Here is a 22,257-nt window from a genome sequence, read left to right as displayed (position 1 = left end):
GGCATATAGGTCGCTATCAAACGAAGTATTCACGTAGCTATTGGCTGCGATACGTGCATGAAAAAACTCAACACGAATGCTTTTCGATACGATGAAAAGAAATCATTTTCGAGCGCTAAAACGCTGACGATCATTGAGCCCTATTATACGGATGAAGCCGATTTCAACCAGCAGTTAGACGATCTGGCCGACCGCATGGATCAGGCGCAGAACCGGATGCATGCCGACGAACATTATGGGTTGCTGGTTATTTTTCAGGCAATGGACGCAGCGGGAAAAGACAGCAGCATACGGCGTATATTCAAAGGCGTTAATCCATCCCGGTTTCAGATGGCGCCTTTCAAAAAACCAGCTGAAGAGGATTTAAAACATGATTTTTTGTGGCGATTCTGGCAGGAACTTCCCGAGCGGGGTAATATTGGGGTGTTTAACCGATCGTATTATGAGGAAGTGCTAGCGTTACGTGTTCACCCGGAGCGATTACGGCAGCAGTTGATTCCACCGAACTTGTTGCCTGAAAATGATCAGACCCTCTGGAAGCAGCGTTTTGGCGATATCGTTCATTTTGAGGATTACCTGTTTCGCAACGGCTTTCCTATTGTGAAGTTTTACCTGCATGTGTCGAAAGAGGAACAGGGGAAACGACTCATTGCGCGACTGGAAGACACCGAAAAACAGTGGAAGCTTAGCGAGAGCGACCTGGAGGAGCGGGATTTCTGGCCGAAGCATATGAAGGCGTACGAAGATACAATCACCGCAACGGCCACCCGCCAGAATCCGTGGTACGTAATACCCAGCGACGACCGGACCAATCAACAGCTCATCATGGCTCACATACTAACCGAAACGCTGGAATCGCTGCCCGTTCATTTCCCGAAAACAGACCCTAAAGAAGCCCAAAAACTGATCAGGCACATCCGAAAACAGGACAGTCAATAAATGCGCTGAGGCATATTATATAAATTTTATCCTACGTACAAGACCGTTCAGGCTCAGATTTAGTCGCTTTATCCACTTTTTGATCAAGGAGAAGTCTACTCGAAGTACTTTTACACTGTCGCGATACGTGCTCAGACCATCTGCTGTATCTGTCGACCACGTAATGAAACATGGACTACTGTTTTGCCTGGTCTGCTTTGTTATGGTTCTGACCCAGCCCGGAACCAGCACAGCCCAGACGATAAATGCCCTCGAAACTACAACGAATAAGGCTCCCCATGCGGCTCTGACGGTTAGTGGTTATATAAAGGATGCCGCTAATGGTGAAGGACTGATCGGCGTATCGGTTTATGTGAAGGAAACCAGCACCGGAGCCGTAACCAACAACTACGGTTTTTATGCAGTTACCGTTCCTTCTGGCACTTACAATCTGGTTATCAGCTACGTTGGCTATGCGAAGCAAACCCGAACGGTTAATCTGATCGATAAGAATGTACGGCTCGATCTGGAGCTTCAGCAGGAGGGAAAGGACCTTCAGGAAGTGGTTGTTTCGACCAAACGGGAAGACGATAACGTAAAAAACATTGAAATGAGCGTCAACCAGATTGACGTAAAAACCCTGAAACGGATTCCGGCCTTACTTGGTGAAGTGGATGTAATACGTAGCATTCAGCTGTTGCCCGGCGTTTCGACCGTAGGCGAAGGAGCCACGGGCTTTAATGTGCGGGGTGGCAGCATTGATCAGAATCTGGTACTTCTGGACGAAGCCCCGGTCTACAACTCCTCACACCTGTTTGGGTTCTTCTCAGTCTTTAATCCCGATGCGGTAAAAGACGTAAAGCTGATCAAAGGCGGTATTCCGTCGAATTATGGAGGACGGATTGCGTCAATTCTGGACGTGCGGCTAAAAGAAGGCAATGCCAAAAAACCAGAACTCAATGGCGGTATCGGATTAATTTTCAGCCGCTTATCGTACGAACGACCGATCTTTAAAGGAAAAGGCTCGTTTATTGTCGCTGGTCGCCGGTCTTACGCCGACATTCTGGCGCAGCCGTTCCTGAACAGTGATTTGAAAGGGGCAAAATTTTATTTCTACGACCTGACTGCGAAAGGTAACTACCGCATCAACGACAAAAACACGGTGTTTCTGTCGGGCTACCTCGGCCGCGACGTATTTGGGGCTGACTTTGGCTTCAACTGGGGTAACACAACCTTATCGGCCCGCTGGAATCACGTATTCAGCGATCGCTTGTTCCTGAACACAACGGCCTATTATAGCAATTACGACTATTCGCTGAATTCGGACCTGAAGCAGAAAACCCCCAACGATTTCTTCCGTACCGACTCCCGCATTGTTGACTACAGCATCAAACCCGATTTCTCGTTTTTCCTCGGCAAAAACCTGATTACGTTCGGGGGCAGTCTATCGTACATGATTTTCAACCCGGTACGGCTACGGCGGCCAGCGCGGGCAGCATACGTACGTTTGGACTGGTAAGCAAATACGCGCTCGAAAATGCCCTGTATATTGGCAATGAGCAGCAGGTTACGCCCGAATTACAGCTTCAGTACGGCCTTCGCTATTCGTTATTCAATTACATCGGCCCCGGCCAGGCATACACGTTTCAGACCGATGTGCCTCTTGGTCAGCGACGGGAAGTGGTCACAACGGTCGATTATCGGGGTGGCCAGACCGTTCAGACGTATGGCAACTGGGAGCCTCGTTTTGCGGCCAAATATGAGTTGAGTAACAACAGTTCGTTCAAACTGAGTTATAACCGACTGGCGCAGTACATCCACCTGATTTCCAACACAACCGCTTCGACACCGCTGGATATCTGGACGCCTTCGACAAACAACATCAAACCACAAATAGCCGATCAGATTGCCGCTGGCTACTTTAAGAATTTTGGCCGCTCAGCCAGTACAGGCAGCGAATTTGAAGCCTCAGTGGAAGTATATTACAAATGGCTTCAGAATCAGATTGATTACATTGATGGAGCCAGCCTGATTCTGAACAAATATCTCGAAGGGGATCTGCTGAACGGAAAAGGGCGGGCTTACGGAGCAGAATTCTACATCAAACGAAATACGGGCGTCGTGAATGGCTGGATTAGCTATACGCTTGCCAAAACAGAGCGGCAGGTGGCAGGCATCAACAATGGCAACTGGTATCCGACTCGTTTCGACAAGCGCCATACCGTTACGTCAGTACTGATGTTTGATCCACCCCGCGCCAAACGCTGGAACTTCTCCGCTACGTTCACGCTCGCCAGTGGTACACCCGGCACGTTCCCGACAAACCGCTTTGAGTATGAAGGCTACGTAGTACCGCAGAACACCGACAACTCCCGGAATAACTATCGCATACCAATTTATCATCGGCTCGATCTGGCGGCTACGTTGCAGGGGCGCAAACGGGCAGGCAAGCGCAAGGACGACAACTGGGTCTTTTCGGTGTATAATGCTTATGCCCGAAAAAATGCTTTCTCGGTGTATTTTCAGCCGAATGCCGATAACCCACGGGTAACGGAAGCCATTCGCTATTCGGTGTTTGCGACGATTATTCCGTCGATAACCTACAATTTCAAATTTTAACCGAGACTACCTTTCTGGATCGGTAATGAACTTTATATAGCTAACAGTTGACCCGGAAGGGCAACACGACTGGCATGAAACGATTTTCTTTTTTAGTAGCTCTACTGGTGGCCGTTCTGACGCTGAACAGTTGTACAACGGTTATCGACGCCAAACTCGATACGGGTCCAACACAGCTTTCGGTAGATGCCAACCTGACCGACCAGCCGGGCGCTCAAACGATTCGGCTAACCCGGACAGCAGCCTATTTCGATAGCAGTACTCCGCCTGCCGCAACCAGCGCAACAGTTTCTGTTTCGGATGATGCGGGAAAAACCTATGTTTTTTCTGATTCCGATAATGACGGTTATTACGTATGGCAGCCAAAAGGAACCGATACGTTGGGGCACATTGGCCGGACCTACCAGCTCAACATTACGTACCAGAACGAAACATACAGGGCTAGTTCCAGAATGAATCGGGTCCCTCCTATCGACTCGCTGATTTTTGTAAAACGAAAGCTGAATCCTTTGTCGAAAAATGAAGGGTATCGGGCTGAGTTTTATGCCAGAGATATTCCGAACGAGGTTAACCATTACCGTATTCGTTTTTTCCGAAATGGCGAGTTGCAGAATGAACCTCAAAACATCATTATTTCGGAAGATGGCGGCTTTCGGGGAGCCAGCACGGTTACGGATGGACTCGTGTTTATCGTTCCCATCCGGCGGGCCATCAACCCGGATAGTTTATACGTTCTGAATGACAAGGTAAAAGTTGAAGTGCAGTCGATTACGTCCGATGCGTTTGATTTCTGGAGTCAGCTCCGCACGCAGATTACCAATGGCGGTTTGTTTGCTTCTCCACCGGCTAACGTTCCAACGAACATCGTCAACACAAACCCAGCGGGCCGAAAAGCGACAGGATTCTTCATTACGTCAGCCGTTCGCAGCTTTAGTGCTGTCGCGGCTCCCCCCAACATACGGACGCGAGAGGATTAAAGGTATGACATTCTAAAGCCTCATCTTCTTAATAGCTAACGTATGAGTCACGCTACGATAATAACATTTTATAACTATTTTTAGACAATTTGCATAAAAGTTCTTATGTTAATGAATTATTCTAAGATCAACTGCCCTATACAAGCACCAGAAACAGGCCCAATTGTCCTTTGGAAAGGGAAGTTGGAAGGCCAATATTATGTTAATGAAATTTCTGTAGATTGGACCGAAAACTACGAGTAAAGGACCGCTAAGAACAGACTCGGGGTTAGCATAAAATTGATTATACAACAGTTTTATAGATCCACAAAGGGGCCTACAATTTGACGATTATGGCATTGCGACGAATTCTGGAGGCAGATGGAACAACTTATCTCCTTTTGTTAGTAGGACTTATCGCTCTGGTTTGTATAGTCTTGTTAAGAAGTAAAAACCGAATGAAGCAACTTGCTAGTTCTGACTCGAGGATAACCTCTAAAAAACTTAAGTTGTATGACCTTTATTTAAGCCGTTATGGGGGTGATTATGTCAGGTTTTCACATACTGCCTCCAAAAAGGAAAGATTACAAATGGAGGAACTGGACAATGATGATCTGATTGAAAACCTCATACAAGATATACTTATTGTGAAAAAGGGTCTTGCTTCCAACGAATTTGCAGATAAGCTTCAAAAAAGGTTAGTCGAAAATTGTGAGAATGAGCAAGTCTTTGAGGAGCTAAAGAGCTTAGCAGGAACACTTCTAATTCGGTATTTAAAGTAACCGTTACTTCGTTTTCTAACCTGTTTTATAGGAGGTGTGGCTGTTGCAAAAGTTAAGTAACTGTCACCCCGTAAAGGAACAGTTGATTAACATAATGCCAGTGGCTGTTGCAAAAGTCGATCCAGCTGTGAACCGACTCCTGAAATCAGTGATTTTCAGTTGCTAATTGAGCCCTAAAAAGCGAATAATTTACAGGCATTGGATACGATCCGGACTTTCGCAATAGCCACAGTTTTCAGGATAATGAACCATTCCTAAATCAACCATCCTATCCGAGCCCTGAACATAGGCCTAACTGTCATCTGGAAAGGGCGGCCTCCGCGTAGAAGAAAGCCTGGTATTATAGTAAAGGAATATCTGTTTGACCTGGTCAATTGCGAATGAAGGACCGCAGAAACGGCTTCTGGGTGATCGTATCATTTGGTTATATAACAACATCTATCCCAGGGTGGGTCAACTGACATATACCCTTGAATAAAAAGAAAACAGTAGTGTATCCAGACAAGAGTAACTTGGCCTCCTTCATCTCGCTAAGAAAAATATACATTCATTTTATCATGAAAAACATAGTACTGGCTATAATCGCCCTTTCGAACTTATTCGCTTACTCAACAATTGCCCAAAAGGACAACCAGGCAACAACCCAGGAAGCCATCAAATCAGTCATAACCAATTATGAACAGGCTTGGAACCGCCATGACGCTAAAGCATTAGCCGAACAATACCATACAGATGCCACCTGGGTCAACTGGTTTGGTGCTTATTACAAAGGCCGGGCTGAGATTGAGAAGCACTATCAAACCACTCATTCGACCTATTTCAAATCGACTCAGTTTACCACCCGTTCCATAGAAGATATAACCTTTCTCAAACCGGATATGGCTCTGGTTCATGTCCGCACGGATTTAAGCGGAGATGAGCGCTATCCAGGACAGACTTTCCGGTTTCGACGAACGATTCTCTTAACCAACAAAGAGAGCAATTGGCGCATATTAGCGGGCCAAAACGCAAAGCTTAATGAAGGGATCGACTAAGCATTGCTAAGCAAGCTAAGTTGGTGAGTTGTTCGCCTTAATGGGAGATGACAATCTTCACACTGATTTTGGTATTGGCTTAACCTGTGGCGTTCCCGTCACTAGTAAAACCGATTTCCTAAGGTGGAAGAACACATATTCTCTACTTCTTCGTATTAGCTACCGGTACCAAAAGCCAACTGGCGGGCTTATGGCACGAATTGGTTTTACCCCGTTGATGGTTATGGGTAGTGTTGATGTGTATCAACGTTTTTATACGTGGCTGGGCCTATCTATGGGGTATAGTTTCTAAGCGAATTAGCAGATTTACACGACACACCTTTCTTTACATAATTCACACGTATACAACAAGTAAGTGATTTAGTAAGACTCGTTTTTTTCTGCCGCTTTGATACGTTCTCTACTGTTAATGGTGCTACCCGTAACTTTAATTTCTTTTAGGATAACCCGATCTCTTAACTCTTCAATATGCAGTGTATTAGTGGGAACAAGGGGGCTATCCTTATGTCGGTAATCTATCAGGATAAACGAAACGGGAAGAATATACCTACCGACATACTGTAAGCTTAACGGAGGTAACTTTTTTAGTGCGTTTATTACAGTCGGCTCAAGGCCAGCATAGTCCCATTCAACATTATGGTTAAGAATGGATATTGATTGAATGCGCCCCTTTTCATTAACCGTAAATTCAGCAAAAACTCTTCCGTATCTACTTGACCACTCAGCTTGGCGAGGGTATTTTAACCGACGGTTCATAACAGCGGTAAAGACCATATCTTGATTAAGATCCGAGATAACGGTTTGTGCTTCAGTTACATAGGTGGTTATCAGCAATAAGAGCAACCGTAAAAAGACCATCTATGGGTAAGCTGGAAGAAGTTATTCGCAACTAATTATTTTTTCACAACCTGCTCGCCGGGCAGCAACCAGATTCCCCTCGCTGACTGGCCATAAAATGACGTACCAAAGGGAATTTCCTGACGCCGGATTCGACCGTTTTTAAGCCGTACGTTCACAGCCGTTGTTCGCATATCAACAGCGGAGAAGGTTTGCGGCTGCTGCACCGCAAAAACACGTAACGGTCCCCGGTTTTCCGTAACGGCTAACCGGCAATGGCCTTGCGCGTCCGGCCAGTTGACCAGCGCTTTGGCATTTCCAGGAACATACAAGCCACTTTGGGCAATTGGTAGTGGTTTGAAACCGCCTTTACCGTCGCCCTTCATCACCAGCCCATTAAAAGCGTCCATCCGCCCCGCCACCAGATCACTGCCGTGCTCGTTACCGACCAGAACGGCGTCCAGATTGCCGTCGCCGTCTACGTCCTGTGCGAGCATACCAAAGAGGGGTGCCGTTTGAGCCATACCGGGTAACGGCCGAATTTCAAACTGCGGAACACCGGACGACCCCTTGCCTTTGTTTTCGATATAACTGCTGGACAAATACGTGGCCGACAGCTTAAGCGCCTGATTCCGCTCATCTTCGGTTAGGATCTGGTCGATGGTGGCGTTTCCAAAAGCATTGTATTTTATGTACCGACGCTTAATCCCGATCATCTGTTTGACCATATCGTCCCAGCCGAAGTAAGGATATTCTTCGTACTGCCCGTTGGCATTCCTGAAATAAACCGTCGGGAAGGCATCGTAGAAGCCATTGTTATCGAAATCACCCGCGTAAATACGTACTGGCCGTTCAGGAGTAGCCCGAAGCAGGTTATTCTGCCCCAGATTGCCCGCTATGTAATCGATGTCGCCGTCGTTATCGAAATCGCCGGGCGTGAGCGAATTCCAGAAACCGGCCTTATTCTCCAAGCCACTGTTTTCGAGAGGTATCAGCCGGCCTTTTTCGTTATGCAGCATGGTAAGCGGTGCCCATTCGCTGGCCAGCAACAGATCAACGTACCCGTCTTTATCGTAATCTGTCCAGAGCGCATCGCAGGTCAGGCCACCTTTTGTCAGGATGGGCGCTACCTGAGCCGTTGCGTCCGTAAATTTCGGTTTACCTTTCTGACTGTCGTTCCGTAATAGATAGCTGGGCACGCCCGACGGGTACTTATACGGCTCAACGCGGCCACCAACAAATAAGTCGAGGTCACCGTCGCGGTCGAAGTCAGCGGCTTTTACGCACGAGCCATTCACCCGGAAATCAGGCAGCGCCTTCGAGTCCAGCGTAAAATTGCCTTTCCCATCATTGACATACAGCCGGTGACGTAATGCTTCGGCCAATTGATTCTGATTAAATTCTGTGCTGCCACTGGCGGCATATAGATCCAGGTCGCCATCGGCATCGGCATCGAACAGAAGCAGACCAGCATCTTCCGATAGCTTGACGGGTAAGGCTTTTGCCGTGAAACGATCCGTCGATTGCTGTAAAAGCACTTCGGCCGAATGGTTAGCGCTTCCGCCCACAACCATATCCATCAACCCATCGCCGTTCACATCACCGACGGCCAGCGCAGGCCCATATTCGGTAAGTTTGTGCAGCAGTGTTTTCTGCAAATTGAAGTCGATAATATCGGTTTCCTCATGGCGGTACGTAATGCCAAGCGCGGCCGTTACGTCCTGCATCAACGGTTTTGCAACGGGGGCGGTGTTCGCCGATCCCGACTGCGCATCAGCGGCTTTCAGCGTGATGGTCTGGTCGGCGTTTACGTTCGGGACAATCTGCACCCGCCCACCCGGCCAGGTCACTTTCAGGTTTTTGATGGCACTGACCTTACCCAGCCCAAAATGCGCTACTGGCTCAACACTGGACAGAAATCCCCGGTACAACGTATGCTCATAAAACTCCTTCCGGCCATTCGGCAACTCATACTCGACAATGGCACCAAGGCCCATTACGTTAGCTCCGTCGCCCTGAAACCGAATCCGCAGGTAATGAGCATCGTCCGATTTCTGATCATTCAGATTATTCCGGTAAACAAACGCTTCGTCGTTGATATTGTTGATTACGTAGTCCAGATCGCCATCGCCATCAAAATCAGCATAGGCCGCCCCGTTCGAAAAACTGGGTTCGGTCATTCCCCAGCGATCGGTTACGTTCTCGAAAGTGGCATCTCCACGATTTCTAAAGGCGTAGTTACTAACTTTCACCTGCGGTATTTTATCGGTTAGCTCCTTGCGAAGCGCATCCGTCAAGTACGTATTGACAGAGCTGTAATACGTAGTAAAATCACGATCGGTAACGTCGCGGGGAAAGCCGTTGGTAACCAGCAAATCCCGGTTGCCATCGTGGTCAAAATCGGCCAACAACGGCGCCCAACTCCACTCAGTTTCGGCAACGCCCGCCATCATGCTTATCTCGCTGAAAATGGGCATACCGGCTTTCGACGTATCGGTTGGGCGCACGCCCTGATTCAACTGCAACGTATTGCGCGCGTACTGGTGCTCGTACCCCAGCCGATCCCACTCCTGATAGGCAAAATAGCTGCTTGGCCCCATCAGGCTCTTTTTGCGCAGATTATCTTCGGGAAGCATGTCCATCACAATGATGTCGGCAAGCCCATCACCGTTGATATCCGACACATCGTTGCCCATTGCCGATGAACTCGTATGCTTAAATGCCTCGTGGGACCGATTGGTGAAGGTTCCATCGTGGTTATTAATGTAGAGTACGTCGTTCGTAGCAAAGTCGTTTGTTACGTAGATATCTTTCCAGCCGTCGCGGTTAATGTCGCAGATGTTTACGCCCAGCCCAAAGCCTTCGGCCAAAACTCCCGCCTGTTTGGTTACGTCGGTAAAGTAAGCATGCCCGCGTTTAGGGTCGAAATCATTGCGATATAGTCGGTCAGTATTGGGTGAAGTGCCGTCATTCACCCGCGTACGAAGGTTGGTCGGGTTTCGGGGATCGTCAATCTGATCGACCAGCACAAAAAGGTCCAGATCGCCATCGTTGTCGTAGTCAAAAAATGCTGAATGGGTTGCATAGGTTGTGTCAGCAACGCCATAATCAGCAGCCATCTCACGAAATTTCGGTGCGCCATCTGCGTCATTTCCCTGATTGACATACAGCAGATTAGCCCGCTGAGCCGCTTTTTTATACAGCGTATTCGATACGTACACATCCAGTTTGCCATCGGCATTAATGTCTACCACTGATACACCTGAGCACCAGCGTCCACTGCCACCAATACCGGCGGGTTGCGTCACATCCTTGAAATGCAGTTTGCCACCTGCCGATTCGGTTTCATTGATATAGAGCCGATTGGGCACCTGATTACCGGCAAAAAAAACATCGGGTTTCTGATCCCCGTTGAAATCACCAACACCTACCCCCCACCATTGTAGATGTACTGGTAATTCAGAATGTTGAGTGTATCGCTGTCAGTAATGGTATTGGCGAACGTAATGCCAGTGTCGGAAGAGTCGAGCCGCTCAAATAAAGTCTTTTCACGACAGGCTGTTAGCAAAAACAGAACGGCAACCGGCAGAAGCCAGGCACCATTTCGATTAAATCGTATCATGAATCAAAAACGCACTGTTTACGGGGGATTGTAAAAAGATTATCTTCAAATTTATCTATAAAAAACACTGTAATGACACTATGAAGGCATTTTAATGCAAAAGCAGCACCTATCGATTCAGACATTACTGCTGCTGGAAGACGGTTGGCGGGTCGATGGCTTATTCGTTCGCTTCCGAAAGCGAGCCACCAGCGGTATGAGCGTATCGCGTTCCATTAACAATACCGCAGCAATAAAGAGTACACAGAGCGTCATATGTACGGGTACAGCAATCCACAAATTAGGAATTGGGAAGTACCAGGATGCGTAAATCAATATACCTGCCCCAACCACATACGTTACTGCCGACCGAACATCATAGGGAACCGGATAGTATTTTTCGCCCAGAACGTAACACATCGTCATCATGACGAAACTGGAAACCAAAAACGCCACGGCACAACCCATGTAGCCCATCACCGGAATCAGTACGATATTGCCGAGAATCGTAACGGCGGCTCCAACAACCGTAATCAACGTACCAAACTTGGTTTTATCGCTGAGTTTGAACCAGAACGAGATGTTGTAATAAACCCCCAGAAAGAGGTTGGCCAGCAACAGAAAGGGCACAATATCGAGGCCCACCCGGTAACGCTTCGATAGCACCAGCCCCAACAGATCGAGATTCAGGCTGGCTGCTACCCAGATAATTACACAAACGATTAGAAACCATTTGGTTACGCGCGCTAACAGGTCGGGCGCATTTTTGTCTTCAGCCTGCGAAAAAAGAATGGATCAGCGGCAAATTTGAACGACTGAATCGCCAGCGCCATGAATACCGACAGCTTATAACAGTTGCCATAAATACCCAGGGCATCGGCCGAACTGATGCCGTCATAAAAGCCTTCGGGGAGAAAATGGCGCAGAAAAATCCGATCGGTCGTATTGTTGACCAGCCCCGCCAGATTGGTTAGCATAAGCGGAAAGGCATACGCGATCAAAACACCAATCTCAACCTTATTGATCCGAAACCGAAAGTTGGAAAACGCCTGACGGACCAGAAAGAAGTACAGGGCGTTGGCAATCAGGTTGGCCAGAAAGATATAGCCCGGCCCGATGGCAGGATTGTAAAACAGGCGAATCAGCGGCTGTAGGACCTGCAAATATTTCCCCGCATAAATATCGCGGCAGATGATCAGGAAAAATACGTTTAAAGCGACAACCAGAACAATGTTGGTAATCTTGGCTACCACAAACTGACGAGCCTTGTTCTCAACACGTAGCCGGGCAAAGGGAATGGCCATAATCGCATCAATGGCGATAATTAATGCCACCCAGATTATTGACGATTGCTGCCCCGGATAATTCAGCCAAACGGTTATTTGCGGAGTAAACCCAATGATCAGTATGGACGCTAACCCACTGATCAGCATCACTAAACTTAGCGTATCATTGAAAATACGCTGCCGTTCGACAGGGTCATTTTTAGCTTTGGCGGCAAATCGAAAGAAAGCCGTTTCGAGTCCTATCGTGTACAGCGTGAGCAGTACACCGACGTAGCTATACAACTCTACATTGGATGCCAATACGCCCGGTTTGGTGAAAACATACGTATGAAGCGGTACTAACACAAAGTTGAGCATACGGCCCAAAATTGTGCTTACGCCGTAAAGGGCGGTATCGCTGGCTAATTTTTTGAATTGACTCATTCTACAAATCAGGCTCCGTTTGCTGAATGATGTATTCAGGACAGGACGTCTGTGACTGACAAAGTTAAGACCTTTGCTTATCTTTGCCGTTGATCTAAGTAGAAACAACTAGTTGCTCATTTTACGTAACTTGATCATCTATTCCAGAAACAGCTTGTAGACTGTTTCGCATCCAACATATGTCTCTGAAAATCTCCTCTGCGCTCATCTCCGTTTTTTACAAAGACGGACTCGAACCCCTAGTCCGATTATTAAACGAACAGAACGTCAAACTCTATTCAACGGGCGGCACTCAGACTTTTATTGAACAACTTGGGATTCCGGTCACTGCCGTCGAAGACTTAACGGGCTATCCGTCCATTTTCGGTGGGCGCGTAAAAACGCTGCACCCGGCCGTGATGGGTGGTATTCTGTACCGGCGTGAACTTCCCGAAGATCTTGCCCAGGCTGAACGTCACCGCATTCCACCGATCGACATGGTTGTGGTTGATCTGTATCCATTTGAGGAAACGGTTGCTTCAGGCGCATCGGATGAGGATATTATCGAAAAAATTGACATTGGTGGGATTTCCCTGATCCGGGCAGCTGCCAAGAATTACAACGACGTACTGATCGTTTCGTCGCGAAGCCAGTATGGCGAGGTGGTGGAGTTGTTGAACGCGAAAAACGGCACTACTGATCTGACCGACCGACGGTTTTACGCAGGCAAAGCGTTTGCCGTTACGTCGCATTATGATACAGCCATTCAGGCGTATTTTGCCGGAGAAAGCAGTCAGGGGACAGATTACGACGGACCAATTTATGAGTTTAAAACGCTTCCCGCCAATCATCTTCGGTACGGCGAAAACCCTCACCAGCAGGCTAGTTTTTACGGCGACCTGAATGCCATGTTCGACAAACTGCACGGGAAAGAGCTGTCGTACAATAACTTGGTTGATGTTGATGCCTGTGTAAACCTGATCGATGAGTTTCCGGCCACGGAAGGTTCCCCCGCAGCTTTTGCCATCATCAAACACACAAATGCCTGCGGAATTGCCACCGCACCGACGCCCAAAGAAGCGTATTTGAATGCACTGGCCTGCGACCCGGTTTCGGCGTTTGGGGGTGTTATTATCTCCAATGTACCCGTCGACCTGGAAACGGCCGAGGAGCTGAATAAGCTGTTTATGGAGATTCTGATTGCGCCCGACTATACTCCGGAAGCGCTACAGGTGCTGAAATCAAAAAAGAACCGGATTCTGTTGCAGCGCAAACCCGTTGAGTTACCGACTGTCATGTTCAAGACGATCCTGAACGGGGTGCTGGAGCAGGATAAAGATAACCAGACCGAAACTGCCGATCAGTTCAAAACGGTTACGGAAAAAGCGCCTACAGACGGGGAACTTCGCGCGCTTGAATTTGCCCTCAAGGTGTGTAAGCATACCAAATCGAATACCATTGTTCTGGCGAAAGAAGGTCAGTTGCTGGCCAGTGGGGTCGGGCAAACGTCTCGTGTCGATGCGCTGAAGCAGGCTATTGAGAAAGCTCATACGTTCGGCTTTGATTTAAATGGGGCTGTTATGGCTTCGGACGCTTTTTTCCCCTTTCCCGACTGTGTTGAGATTGCCGGTCAGGCCGGTATAACCGCCGTTGTGCAGCCCGGCGGCTCCATCCGCGATCAGGATTCGATTGATTACTGCAATCAACACAACCTGGCCATGGTTACGACGGGTGTACGCCATTTTAAACATTAAATCAGAACCGGGATTCCAACAAGATTTGAAAGATTAACAGGTTAATTAAGGATTGAACTCATCATGAAAATCTTTTTAATCTTGTTAGAATCCCGGTTCAGACATCTATGCTATACACAATCTGGTGCGCCGTTTATTTGGTGGTCTTGTATCTGGTGCTGTTTCCAATCCAGTTTGTGTTTCTGCAACGTACTGAGTGGAAGCCGCTGGCCCATAAGATCAATGCTATCTGGGGGCGGCTGTTCTTTTTAGGTGTGGGCATTTCGGTTCGGGTTGAGTACCGGTTTAAACCTGACCCGAAAGGGGTCTACGTGATTTGTGCCAATCACTTTTCCTACCTCGACATTGCTGCTATGGGCGTAATTGTCAATAATTATTACGCCTTTGTTGGGAAAAGCGAGGTGAAGCATATTCCGTTATTAGGCTATATGTTTGCCAAACTGCACGTGCAGGTAGATCGCGCACAGGCAAATAGCCGGGCGTACTCATTGGCAAAGTCGATTCGGACACTGGCTTCCGGACGTAGCATCATGATTTTTCCGGAGGGGGTATCCGGGCTACAGAGTTGCCACAGATGGTACCGTTCAAAGATGGTGCATTTACTATGGCCATTCAGCAGCAGGTGCCCATAGTACCTGTTACGCTGTTGAATAACTACCAGATTTTACCCGATAAAAGCCCGGTACGTTTTCACTGGCATCCGTTGCGGGCCGTTGTTCACCCGCCCATCGAAACCAAAGGAATGACACAGGCCGATGTTGAGCGCCTGAAGCAGGACACGTACCAGATTATCAACACCGAGTTAATGAGCAAACAGAACGTAGTGGCCTAATCACTCATTCACTCATTCACTCATTCACTCATTACGAATGAAAGTAGATCACGAAACCTTACAGAAAATCGCTCATCTGGCCCGCCTTGAGGTTCGGCCGGAAGAAGAAGCGGACTTACTCAACAGCCTGAATGGCGTATTGACCTGGATGGAACAGCTCAATGAGGTTGATACCACGGGCGTTGAACCGCTGACGCACATTTCTGACGAGACCAACGTATTGCGCGACGATGTTGTCGGTAATCACCTGCCGCGGGAGAAAGCTCTGGCCAATGCTCCGCAGCACGACGATACGTTTTTTGAAGTTCCGAAAGTGCTGGAATAAGCTGAACCAGAACTTAGGCGAGTACCGGTTTAACGATCTTTCCCGCTACATCCGTCAGTCGGAAAGGGCGGCCCTGGAACTGATACGTTAATTTGGTATGATCGAAGCCAAGCAGATGCAGAATCGTGGCTTGCAGATCATGAACGTGCACTTTGTCTTTTACACCGTAATAGCCAATGTCGTCGGTTTCTCCGTATGAGAACCCACGTTTGACGCCACCACCTGCCATCCAGACCGTGAACGCTTCCAAGTGATGATCGCGCCCCATGAATGGCAACACTTGTCCATCACGGTTCTCCTGCATGGGTGTTCGGCCAAACTCTCCGCCCCAAACAACCAATGTATCGTCGAGCAAACCGCGTTGTTTCAGGTCTTTCAATAAAGCCGTGACCGCCTGATCCGACTCGCGGCATTTATCGTGCAACCCGTATTCCAGTGCTCCATCGCGGCCTGTGCCGTGCGTATCCCACCCCCAGTCGAACAACTGAACAAATCGCACTCCCCGCTCGACCAGCCGCCGGGCGAGCAGGCAGTTTCGGGCAAACGACCCTTTGTTTGGATCGACTCCGTAACTCTCCAGAATATAGCTGGGTTCGCTCTTGATATCCATCGCATCGGGCACCGACATCTGCATCCGAAACGCCAGTTCGTACTGCGCAATGCGCGTCAGAATTTCGGGGTCTTTCACATCGTCGTATTGCTGCTGGTTGATCTGACTAATCGCGTCGATGGTTTGTTTACGAACGTCGCGGCTAATGCCGGAAGGGTCCGAGGCATACAATACCGGATCGCCATCCGTACGGCATTGAACGCCCTGATAAATGGTTGGCAGAAAACCGCTCCCCCACACAGACTTTCCCGCATCCGGTTGCTTACCCCCCGATGCCAGCACAATGTAGCCAGGCAAGTTATCATTCTCGGTACCAAGCCCATACGTCACCCAGGAACCCAGACTAGGACGACCCAGCCGCGCGCTTCCCGTATGCATAAGCAGCTGCGCAGGCGCGTGGTTGAACTGATCCGTATGCATGGCCTTGATAAACGTAATATCGTCTACAGCGCTTTGTAAATGTGGCAGGTAATCAGAAACCCAGGCGCCGGATTGCCCATGCTGCGCAAATTTCCCCTGCGGCCCCAGCATTTTGGGCACACCCCGGATAAAGGCGAATTTTTTCCCTGCCAGTAATTCCTGCGGGCAGTCCTTCCCATGGTATTTGGCTAGTTCGGGCTTGTAGTCGAATAACTCCAACTGACTCGGTGCACCAGCCATGTGAATATAAATGACTCGTTTGGCTTTCGCTACGTACTGCGATGGATGGGGTGCTGTCGGCTCCCCCGATGGAGTAGCGCCCCCGACCTCATTGGTTGCTACGTTTTTTTTACCGGATAAACCACAGCTTGCCAGAACGGAACCCAGCGCCATAGCGCCCAGCCCTGTCGTACAGGTATGCAGAAAATGCCGACGCGTTTCACGTTCAGCCGCAGCCTGCTGGAGTTCTTTAAGGAGTTTATTCATATCGCATACGGGACGAACCCGTTGTTTGTCAGGGAAAGCGGATTTCCACCCGCACTACGTTACTCTTTCGTAATCACCTCATCCAGATTCAGCATCGTATTCGCCGTTACAGTCAGGGCGGCCAGTTGGGGTGTAACCGTGGCACAGTTTAAACCCGGCTTCGACAGCAGGTTTTCCACTTCGTTCGGATTCTGGCGATAGTGTGCTTCGGTGGTGCGGTACAGCCGAGTCAGAATAGCCAGTTTTTTAGCCGGTAAATCCCGCAGCATGACGCGCCTAAAACCCGCTTGTATCTGTGCCTCGGGAGAACCTGCCTGCTGACGCATGTAATCGGCCAGTTGCTGAGCAGCCTCTACGTATACAGGATCATTTAGCGTAACAAGGGCCTGCAAAGGCGTATTTGTGCGTAATCGGCGTAACTGACAAAACTCCCGGCTTGGACTATCGAACGTCACCATCGACGGATACGGCGCGGTTCGTTTCCAGTACGTATACAAAGCCCTCCGGTGCAGATCTTCACCTGTGCTCTGTTTCCAGGTTTCACCGTCATAGGGCGACTGCCAGATCCCATCAGGCTGTACGGGCATTACGCTGGGACCATACATTTTATGACTTAACAAGCCGCTTACGGCCAGCGCCTGATCGTGCACTGCCTCTGCCGATAGCCGAACGCGCGGACCGCGAGCCAGTAACTTGTTGAACGGGTCTTTGGCGAGTAGTTCAGGAGACGCACTGGACTGCTGCCGATACGTTGCCGACATAACCAGCCGCTTCAGCAGTTTCTTAACGCTCCAATGGTCCGTTTCCATGAATTCAACGGCCAGATAATCCAGCAATTCGCGGTGCGTAGGCGGAATTCCCTGGGTACCCATATCTTCAACCGTTTCGACAATACCCGTTCCGAATAACTGCTCCCAAAATCGGTTAACGGCCACCCGAGCGGTCAATGGGTGTTCGCGACTGACCATCCATTTCGCTAGTCCCAGACGGTTTTTGGGTAAATCAGGGGCCATTGCCGGGAAAGATTTTGGTACGTCGGGGGTTACGCGCTTCCCTTTTACGGTCCAGTTACCCCGCTCAAACACGTGCGTTTCACGGGCCAGATCGCCTGACCCATCCAGCATGATAGGCGTTTGCTCCGTGTCAATGTTCAACAACTCGGTCAGGAGTTTATCTTTTTCGTCCAGACTGCTTACTGATTGACCCGGCAACAGCGGCTGAAAGGAAACCCACTTAATCTGCACCCATTCTTTTGGTTTCGTTGGGCTATTGAGCGACAAATACAGATTATGGCGCCCCGAAATCAACGGCAATGGAACAATCTGAACGGTGTCTTTTCCCGGTTTTGGTGTCGGCAATTGAGCCAGAATCGGTCCATCCATTTTATCCAGACGTAGCGTTACCGTGGCATCGATCGCTTTTGTACCCCATTTGATGAAGAAACGAGGCCGGCCGGTCAACGTAACGTTTTTGATTCGCGCCGATCCTTTATCCTGAAAACCAAAATATTTGGCGTCAATCAGCGATGCGTTGACGTACTGATCGAAATCGTGTGAATTAATCTTAGGCTCAATGGTCCGGACAAAATCGGTAACGCGGTTTAGTTCGGTCTGCACCTGTTTCGGGTTTGGTGCCGATGAACGGATAAACTGCTGTAACGTAATGACTTTGAGTGAATCATCCGATTTATAAAAGCGTAGCGTGGGCGTATCGCTCGTTACGTCTTCATCACGAGCATTGTTAAAGAAAGCCAGGTACTTATAGTATTCGTCATGAACAAATGGGTCGTAGGGGTGGCTGTGGCATTGTACGCAGGAAAAAGTCGTTCCCTGCCAGACATCCCAGGTCGTATTGACCCGATCAAGTACCGCGGCTGTTCGAAATTCTTCATCCTGCGTTCCTCCCTCATCGTTGTTCATCGTATTACGGTGAAAACCCGTAGCTACGAGTTGATTCTCCGTCCGATTGGGTAGCAGATCGCCCGCGAGTTGCTCTACGGTGAATTGGTCGAACGGCTTATCTTCATTAAACGCCTTGATTAGCCAGTCGCGGTACCGCCAGATTTTCCGGCCGGGGTCACGCTCATAGCCTTTTGTATCAGCGTAGCGCGCCAGATCGAGCCACATACCCGTCCATCGTTCGCCGTAAGCCGGTGATTTCAGCAACCTGTCAACAACTTTCTCGTAAGCGTTTGGCGATTTATCGTTCAGGAAATCAGCAACTTCTTTTTCTGTAGGTGGCAAACCGGTCAGATCGAGCGAGACCCGGCGAATCAACGTAGCGCGGTCAGCTTCGGGCGACGGCTTGAGCTGGTCCTGCCGTAATTTATCCAGAATGAAATGATCAATTTCATTTTGCGCCCATGCTGTTTCGTCATTTTCAGCAATACCCAGTCGGCTCCAGAACGTACCAATTTCCGGTACATCCGGCTTTTTTACGGATTGATACGCCCAGTGATCGCCCCATTCAGCGCCCTGGTCAATCCATTTACGGAGTACGTCAATTTCGTCGGGTTTAAGAGCCGGATGATCGAGCGGCATCCGTTCGTCAGGGTCAGATAGCGTCAGTCGGCGAATCATTTCACTGGCGTCGGCATCGCCCGGAATAATAGCAGGCTTACCTGATTTGGCGGGTGCCACCGCTTCGTGCCGAAACAATAATGAGAAGCCCGACGCTTTTTTGACGCCACCGTGGCAGACAATGCAGTTCTTATTGAGCAGTGGTTTGATCTGGGTGTTATAATCCACCCGTTTCTCAAAAAAACCAAGAAACGATGAGAGCATCAACGCCAGCGCGATACCTCCAACGCCGAAAAGAATCCACCCACTTTTCATATAACCAACACAAGCAAACAGGTCCTACTGCTAAAAGCAGGAAGCCGAGGTTTTGTACTATGAAAATCACCGATTGATTCAATTTTAACGTAGAAACGCGCTAATGCGTTCAGAATGAGTGCTTAATTGAGGAAGGTTATTGCGCTCGAATATCGATCTGAGCCGTGTCATCTTCGCCATTTGTGGTACCATTGCCCGGCGTAGAATCGGGGTCAGGCACAGCCGCCGAGCTGACCTGAGCGGTACAACTTTTCTGTCCCGAAGTGGCTACTGTAGCTCTGAAACGTAACGTAACACTGCCGCCAGCCGCCAGATTAGCCACATTACCGACCAAATTCGCGCCCGATAGCGTAAAATCATCGCCGGGAACAAACGTCATACCAACGGGTGGATAAGCAGTTACGCCCACATTCGTGGCAGTCAGGCCGCCCTGATTCCGGAGCGTTAAAAAACACGTTACTGTGCTTCCAATTTGTGGGCTTAGGCTGCTCACAGCCATCGTCAGACTTAAATCGGCTTTGTTTGGGTTGGGGGCCGGTTGGCTGCTAATAACGGCAGGCAATGGAACCTGATTCGGATTGGGCGATATAAATAAAGCATTGGCCGTTTGATTGGTTCGAAAATCAACTTCTGCCGCATCGTCCTGCCCATCGCCTGTACCCGAATTTGGCTGACTATCCGGATCGGTAAGGCTGGACTGGGAAATTTCGGCTGCATTGCGATACGTACCGCCCGCCGTTGGTTGCGCCACAAAGCTAAGCGTGGTTGTGGCCCCAGCGCTCAGACTGGCAATTGTACCAACTACCCCACTCGTGCTGGCCGACATGGTTGATGATGACACGAACGTAAAATTGTCGGGGAGTCGATTCCGAACCGCTACGTTAGTAGCCTGGCCGGGGCCGTCATTTTTTACCGTCAAAGTGATCGTAACCGGGTCATTGACGTTTGGCGTTCGCTGACTGGTCCTTATCGCCAGACTCAGGTCAGCCAGTGGCGGCTGAGTGGTAATCCGAAATAAATTCGATGGAACAGCCGGAACAGCAGGCGCAGTTGATACGACACGTACCTGATAACGACCACTCTGGTACGTATTCGGCAAGGTAACCTGTATCGGACTTGCAGAACCGTTGCCTAAGGCAGCCACGTACTGACCAAGCGAATCCAGCAGTTGCACCTGCCATTGATTGCCCGCATTAAACGTACCCAGTGTGCTGAACGAAACGCTTAGACTGGCTCCCGGTAATGCGTAATCGGCCAGATTTCCCGTTACTGCAAACTGTGTGGGCGTGATTGGCGCAGCGTTCTGGAAAAAATCAGCCGTCAAACTAGAATTCCAGTTACGGGCAAATCGTGACAGTCCCATATCTGACGGAATCGAGTTGGGGTTCAGGTAATACTGTGGATGAGTGGCCGGGCGCAATGCATTCCGAAAATGCACATCCTGACTCCCGGCATTCCGATAAACGATGGTATCGTTGTAAGGCCCCTGAAACACATTGGGTGTGTTGTTGATAACCTGCTGTTGCGCGGCAATCACGAGCGGGCGGGTTGTATTCCCATCGAAGGAGGTCCGCGCTACCAGCCATGGTACGTTACGTCCGCCAAAATCCTGTCTTGTCTTTTGAATCAGCGAGTCCAGTCGGCTGGCGTACAGCGGAATGCTTCCCGACGTAGCATCGCCCACTTCGGATTCACCCTGATGCCACAATATGGCCCGAACGCCTGCTACGGATGCGTAATACGACAATACATTTTTCAGATTGGTATAGGGCTGCAGATTTGGCCAGTTCTCGACACAGAAGTACCGGTTGCAGGTAGGCTTCCCGTAAGCCGTGCTGTTCCAGTTTTCAACCGTAGCGGCATCCCAGCCCGTTACGTAAAAAGCCACAGGAACGTTATAACGGTTAACGATGTAGTCGCCAAGTTCACCCCATCCCCACGAGCTTTCGGCCATCGGGAAAACCCGTCGACCTGCCGTTAACGCTTTGAAAACCGGTACTGGAGAAGGAGCGCCCGATGAGACAAGCGACTGTGCTCCGGGTGGATAGGAATGGTTGATGGAATCGATGGCGTTGACACGATCTGTAGCCGTACCCAGATCATTGTCGCCAATTCCCAGCCCGCGCGCGTTTGACTGTCCGGCAGTAATAAAGATTTCACCGATGCCTATGGGCTGTACCGTCGCCTGGGCAGTTACGTTGGCACCTACAACAGTACGTACTGTCAATACGTACCAGCCACCCGTACCTGTGATATAGCCCAGAAACAGATTATTTGTTGGCGACGTTTGAACCGTTTGCCAGCTGGTAGCGGTGCCCTGACCAGCCGAAACGGGGGTTAACTGAGCTTCTACCCGATCTACAGCGCCGGTCAGGCGCCCTGAGAGATATACACGGCCAGTGCCATCGGCTGCACGCTGAACCACCAGACGGGGCATTGGATGGGTAATCTGGAGTTGTGCTACGGCAACCAAAGGCCAGCCGATAAGCAGCAAAAGCCATCTGACAAAAGTAGGCATGCGTTGTGGATAGAAAGCCACCACGAAGTTAACGAAAAGTTCG

General features: G+C 49.4%; 14 protein-coding genes and 2 pseudogenes. 9 read left to right on the top strand and 7 right to left on the bottom strand.

Annotated elements, in window-relative coordinates:
• Window positions 1–57 precede the first annotated feature (57 nt).
• The 5 genes and pseudogenes from LN737_RS03995 (at window position 58) to LN737_RS03975 (ending at window position 6,309) form a co-directional block, all read left to right on the top strand.
• A complete protein-coding gene (locus tag LN737_RS03995) occupies window positions 58–939 on the top strand; it encodes a PPK2 family polyphosphate kinase (RefSeq protein ID WP_405516423.1) in 882 nt (293 codons plus the stop codon).
• Between the two features lie 202 nt (window positions 940–1,141).
• Window positions 1,142–3,537 (top strand): annotated as a pseudogene (locus LN737_RS03990) (TonB-dependent receptor).
• 74 nt (window positions 3,538–3,611) lie between these two features.
• Window positions 3,612–4,514: a DUF4249 domain-containing protein gene (locus LN737_RS03985; protein WP_405516421.1), complete on the top strand. Its 903-nt coding sequence runs from the start codon at window positions 3,612–3,614 to the stop codon at window positions 4,512–4,514.
• Window positions 4,515–4,846: 332 nt separating this feature from the next.
• On the top strand, window positions 4,847–5,275 hold the full coding sequence (locus LN737_RS03980) for a hypothetical protein (RefSeq protein ID WP_405516419.1): 429 nt from the start codon (window positions 4,847–4,849) through the stop codon (window positions 5,273–5,275).
• 557 nt (window positions 5,276–5,832) lie between these two features.
• A complete protein-coding gene (locus tag LN737_RS03975; RefSeq protein ID WP_405516418.1) occupies window positions 5,833–6,309 on the top strand; it encodes a YybH family protein in 477 nt (158 codons plus the stop codon).
• A 360-nt stretch (window positions 6,310–6,669) separates the two neighbouring features.
• Here the strand turns inward: LN737_RS03975 and LN737_RS03970 are convergent, their stop codons facing one another.
• The 4 genes and pseudogenes from LN737_RS03970 to LN737_RS03955 all read right to left on the bottom strand — a co-directional run bounded on the left by LN737_RS03970 (window position 6,670) and on the right by LN737_RS03955 (window position 12,456).
• Window positions 6,670–7,167, bottom strand: a complete 498-nt coding sequence (locus LN737_RS03970) for a hypothetical protein (RefSeq protein ID WP_405516416.1) — start codon at window positions 7,165–7,167, stop codon at window positions 6,670–6,672.
• 35 nt (window positions 7,168–7,202) lie between these two features.
• A pseudogene (locus LN737_RS03965) lies at window positions 7,203–10,768 on the bottom strand (VCBS repeat-containing protein).
• A 117-nt stretch (window positions 10,769–10,885) separates the two neighbouring features.
• Window positions 10,886–11,413, bottom strand: a complete 528-nt coding sequence (locus tag LN737_RS03960) for a lipopolysaccharide biosynthesis protein (protein WP_405516414.1) — start codon at window positions 11,411–11,413, stop codon at window positions 10,886–10,888.
• 80 nt (window positions 11,414–11,493) lie between these two features.
• A complete protein-coding gene (locus LN737_RS03955; protein ID WP_405516412.1) occupies window positions 11,494–12,456 on the bottom strand; it encodes a lipopolysaccharide biosynthesis protein in 963 nt (320 codons plus the stop codon).
• A 179-nt stretch (window positions 12,457–12,635) separates the two neighbouring features.
• Between LN737_RS03955 and purH the strand changes: the two genes are divergently transcribed.
• The 4 genes from purH (at window position 12,636) to gatC (ending at window position 15,346) form a co-directional block, all read left to right on the top strand.
• Window positions 12,636–14,189, top strand: a complete 1,554-nt coding sequence (purH, locus tag LN737_RS03950) for a bifunctional phosphoribosylaminoimidazolecarboxamide formyltransferase/IMP cyclohydrolase (protein ID WP_405516410.1) — start codon at window positions 12,636–12,638, stop codon at window positions 14,187–14,189.
• Window positions 14,190–14,296: 107 nt separating this feature from the next.
• On the top strand, window positions 14,297–14,821 hold the full coding sequence (locus LN737_RS03945; protein WP_405516409.1) for a lysophospholipid acyltransferase family protein: 525 nt from the start codon (window positions 14,297–14,299) through the stop codon (window positions 14,819–14,821).
• The gene (locus LN737_RS03940; protein WP_405516407.1) at window positions 14,794–15,021 is read left to right on the top strand and encodes a hypothetical protein; all 228 of its coding nucleotides are present in this window, start codon (window positions 14,794–14,796) and stop codon (window positions 15,019–15,021) included. The genes LN737_RS03945 and LN737_RS03940 overlap by 28 nt, the downstream gene beginning before the upstream one ends.
• 37 nt (window positions 15,022–15,058) lie before the next feature.
• A complete protein-coding gene (gene gatC, locus LN737_RS03935) occupies window positions 15,059–15,346 on the top strand; it encodes an Asp-tRNA(Asn)/Glu-tRNA(Gln) amidotransferase subunit GatC (protein ID WP_405516405.1) in 288 nt (95 codons plus the stop codon).
• Window positions 15,347–15,359: 13 nt separating this feature from the next.
• On the opposite strand, the gene LN737_RS03930 is transcribed toward gatC, so the two are convergent.
• From LN737_RS03930 to LN737_RS03920, 3 genes are all read right to left on the bottom strand, one after another.
• A complete protein-coding gene (locus LN737_RS03930; protein ID WP_405516403.1) occupies window positions 15,360–16,862 on the bottom strand; it encodes a DUF1501 domain-containing protein in 1,503 nt (500 codons plus the stop codon).
• Window positions 16,863–16,921: 59 nt separating this feature from the next.
• Window positions 16,922–19,696: a DUF1553 domain-containing protein gene (locus LN737_RS03925; protein WP_405516401.1), complete on the bottom strand. Its 2,775-nt coding sequence runs from the start codon at window positions 19,694–19,696 to the stop codon at window positions 16,922–16,924.
• A 136-nt stretch (window positions 19,697–19,832) separates the two neighbouring features.
• Window positions 19,833–22,214: a sialate O-acetylesterase gene (locus LN737_RS03920; RefSeq protein WP_405516400.1), complete on the bottom strand. Its 2,382-nt coding sequence runs from the start codon at window positions 22,212–22,214 to the stop codon at window positions 19,833–19,835.
• Between the last annotated feature and the right edge of the window lie 43 nt (window positions 22,215–22,257).

The organism is Spirosoma sp. KNUC1025, from assembly GCF_045160025.1.
In the GTDB taxonomy this organism is placed as follows: Bacteria; Bacteroidota; Bacteroidia; order Cytophagales; family Spirosomataceae; genus Spirosoma.
The sequence above is the reverse complement of the archived record's forward strand: the minus strand, read 5'-3'. Positions and strand labels throughout refer to the sequence as shown.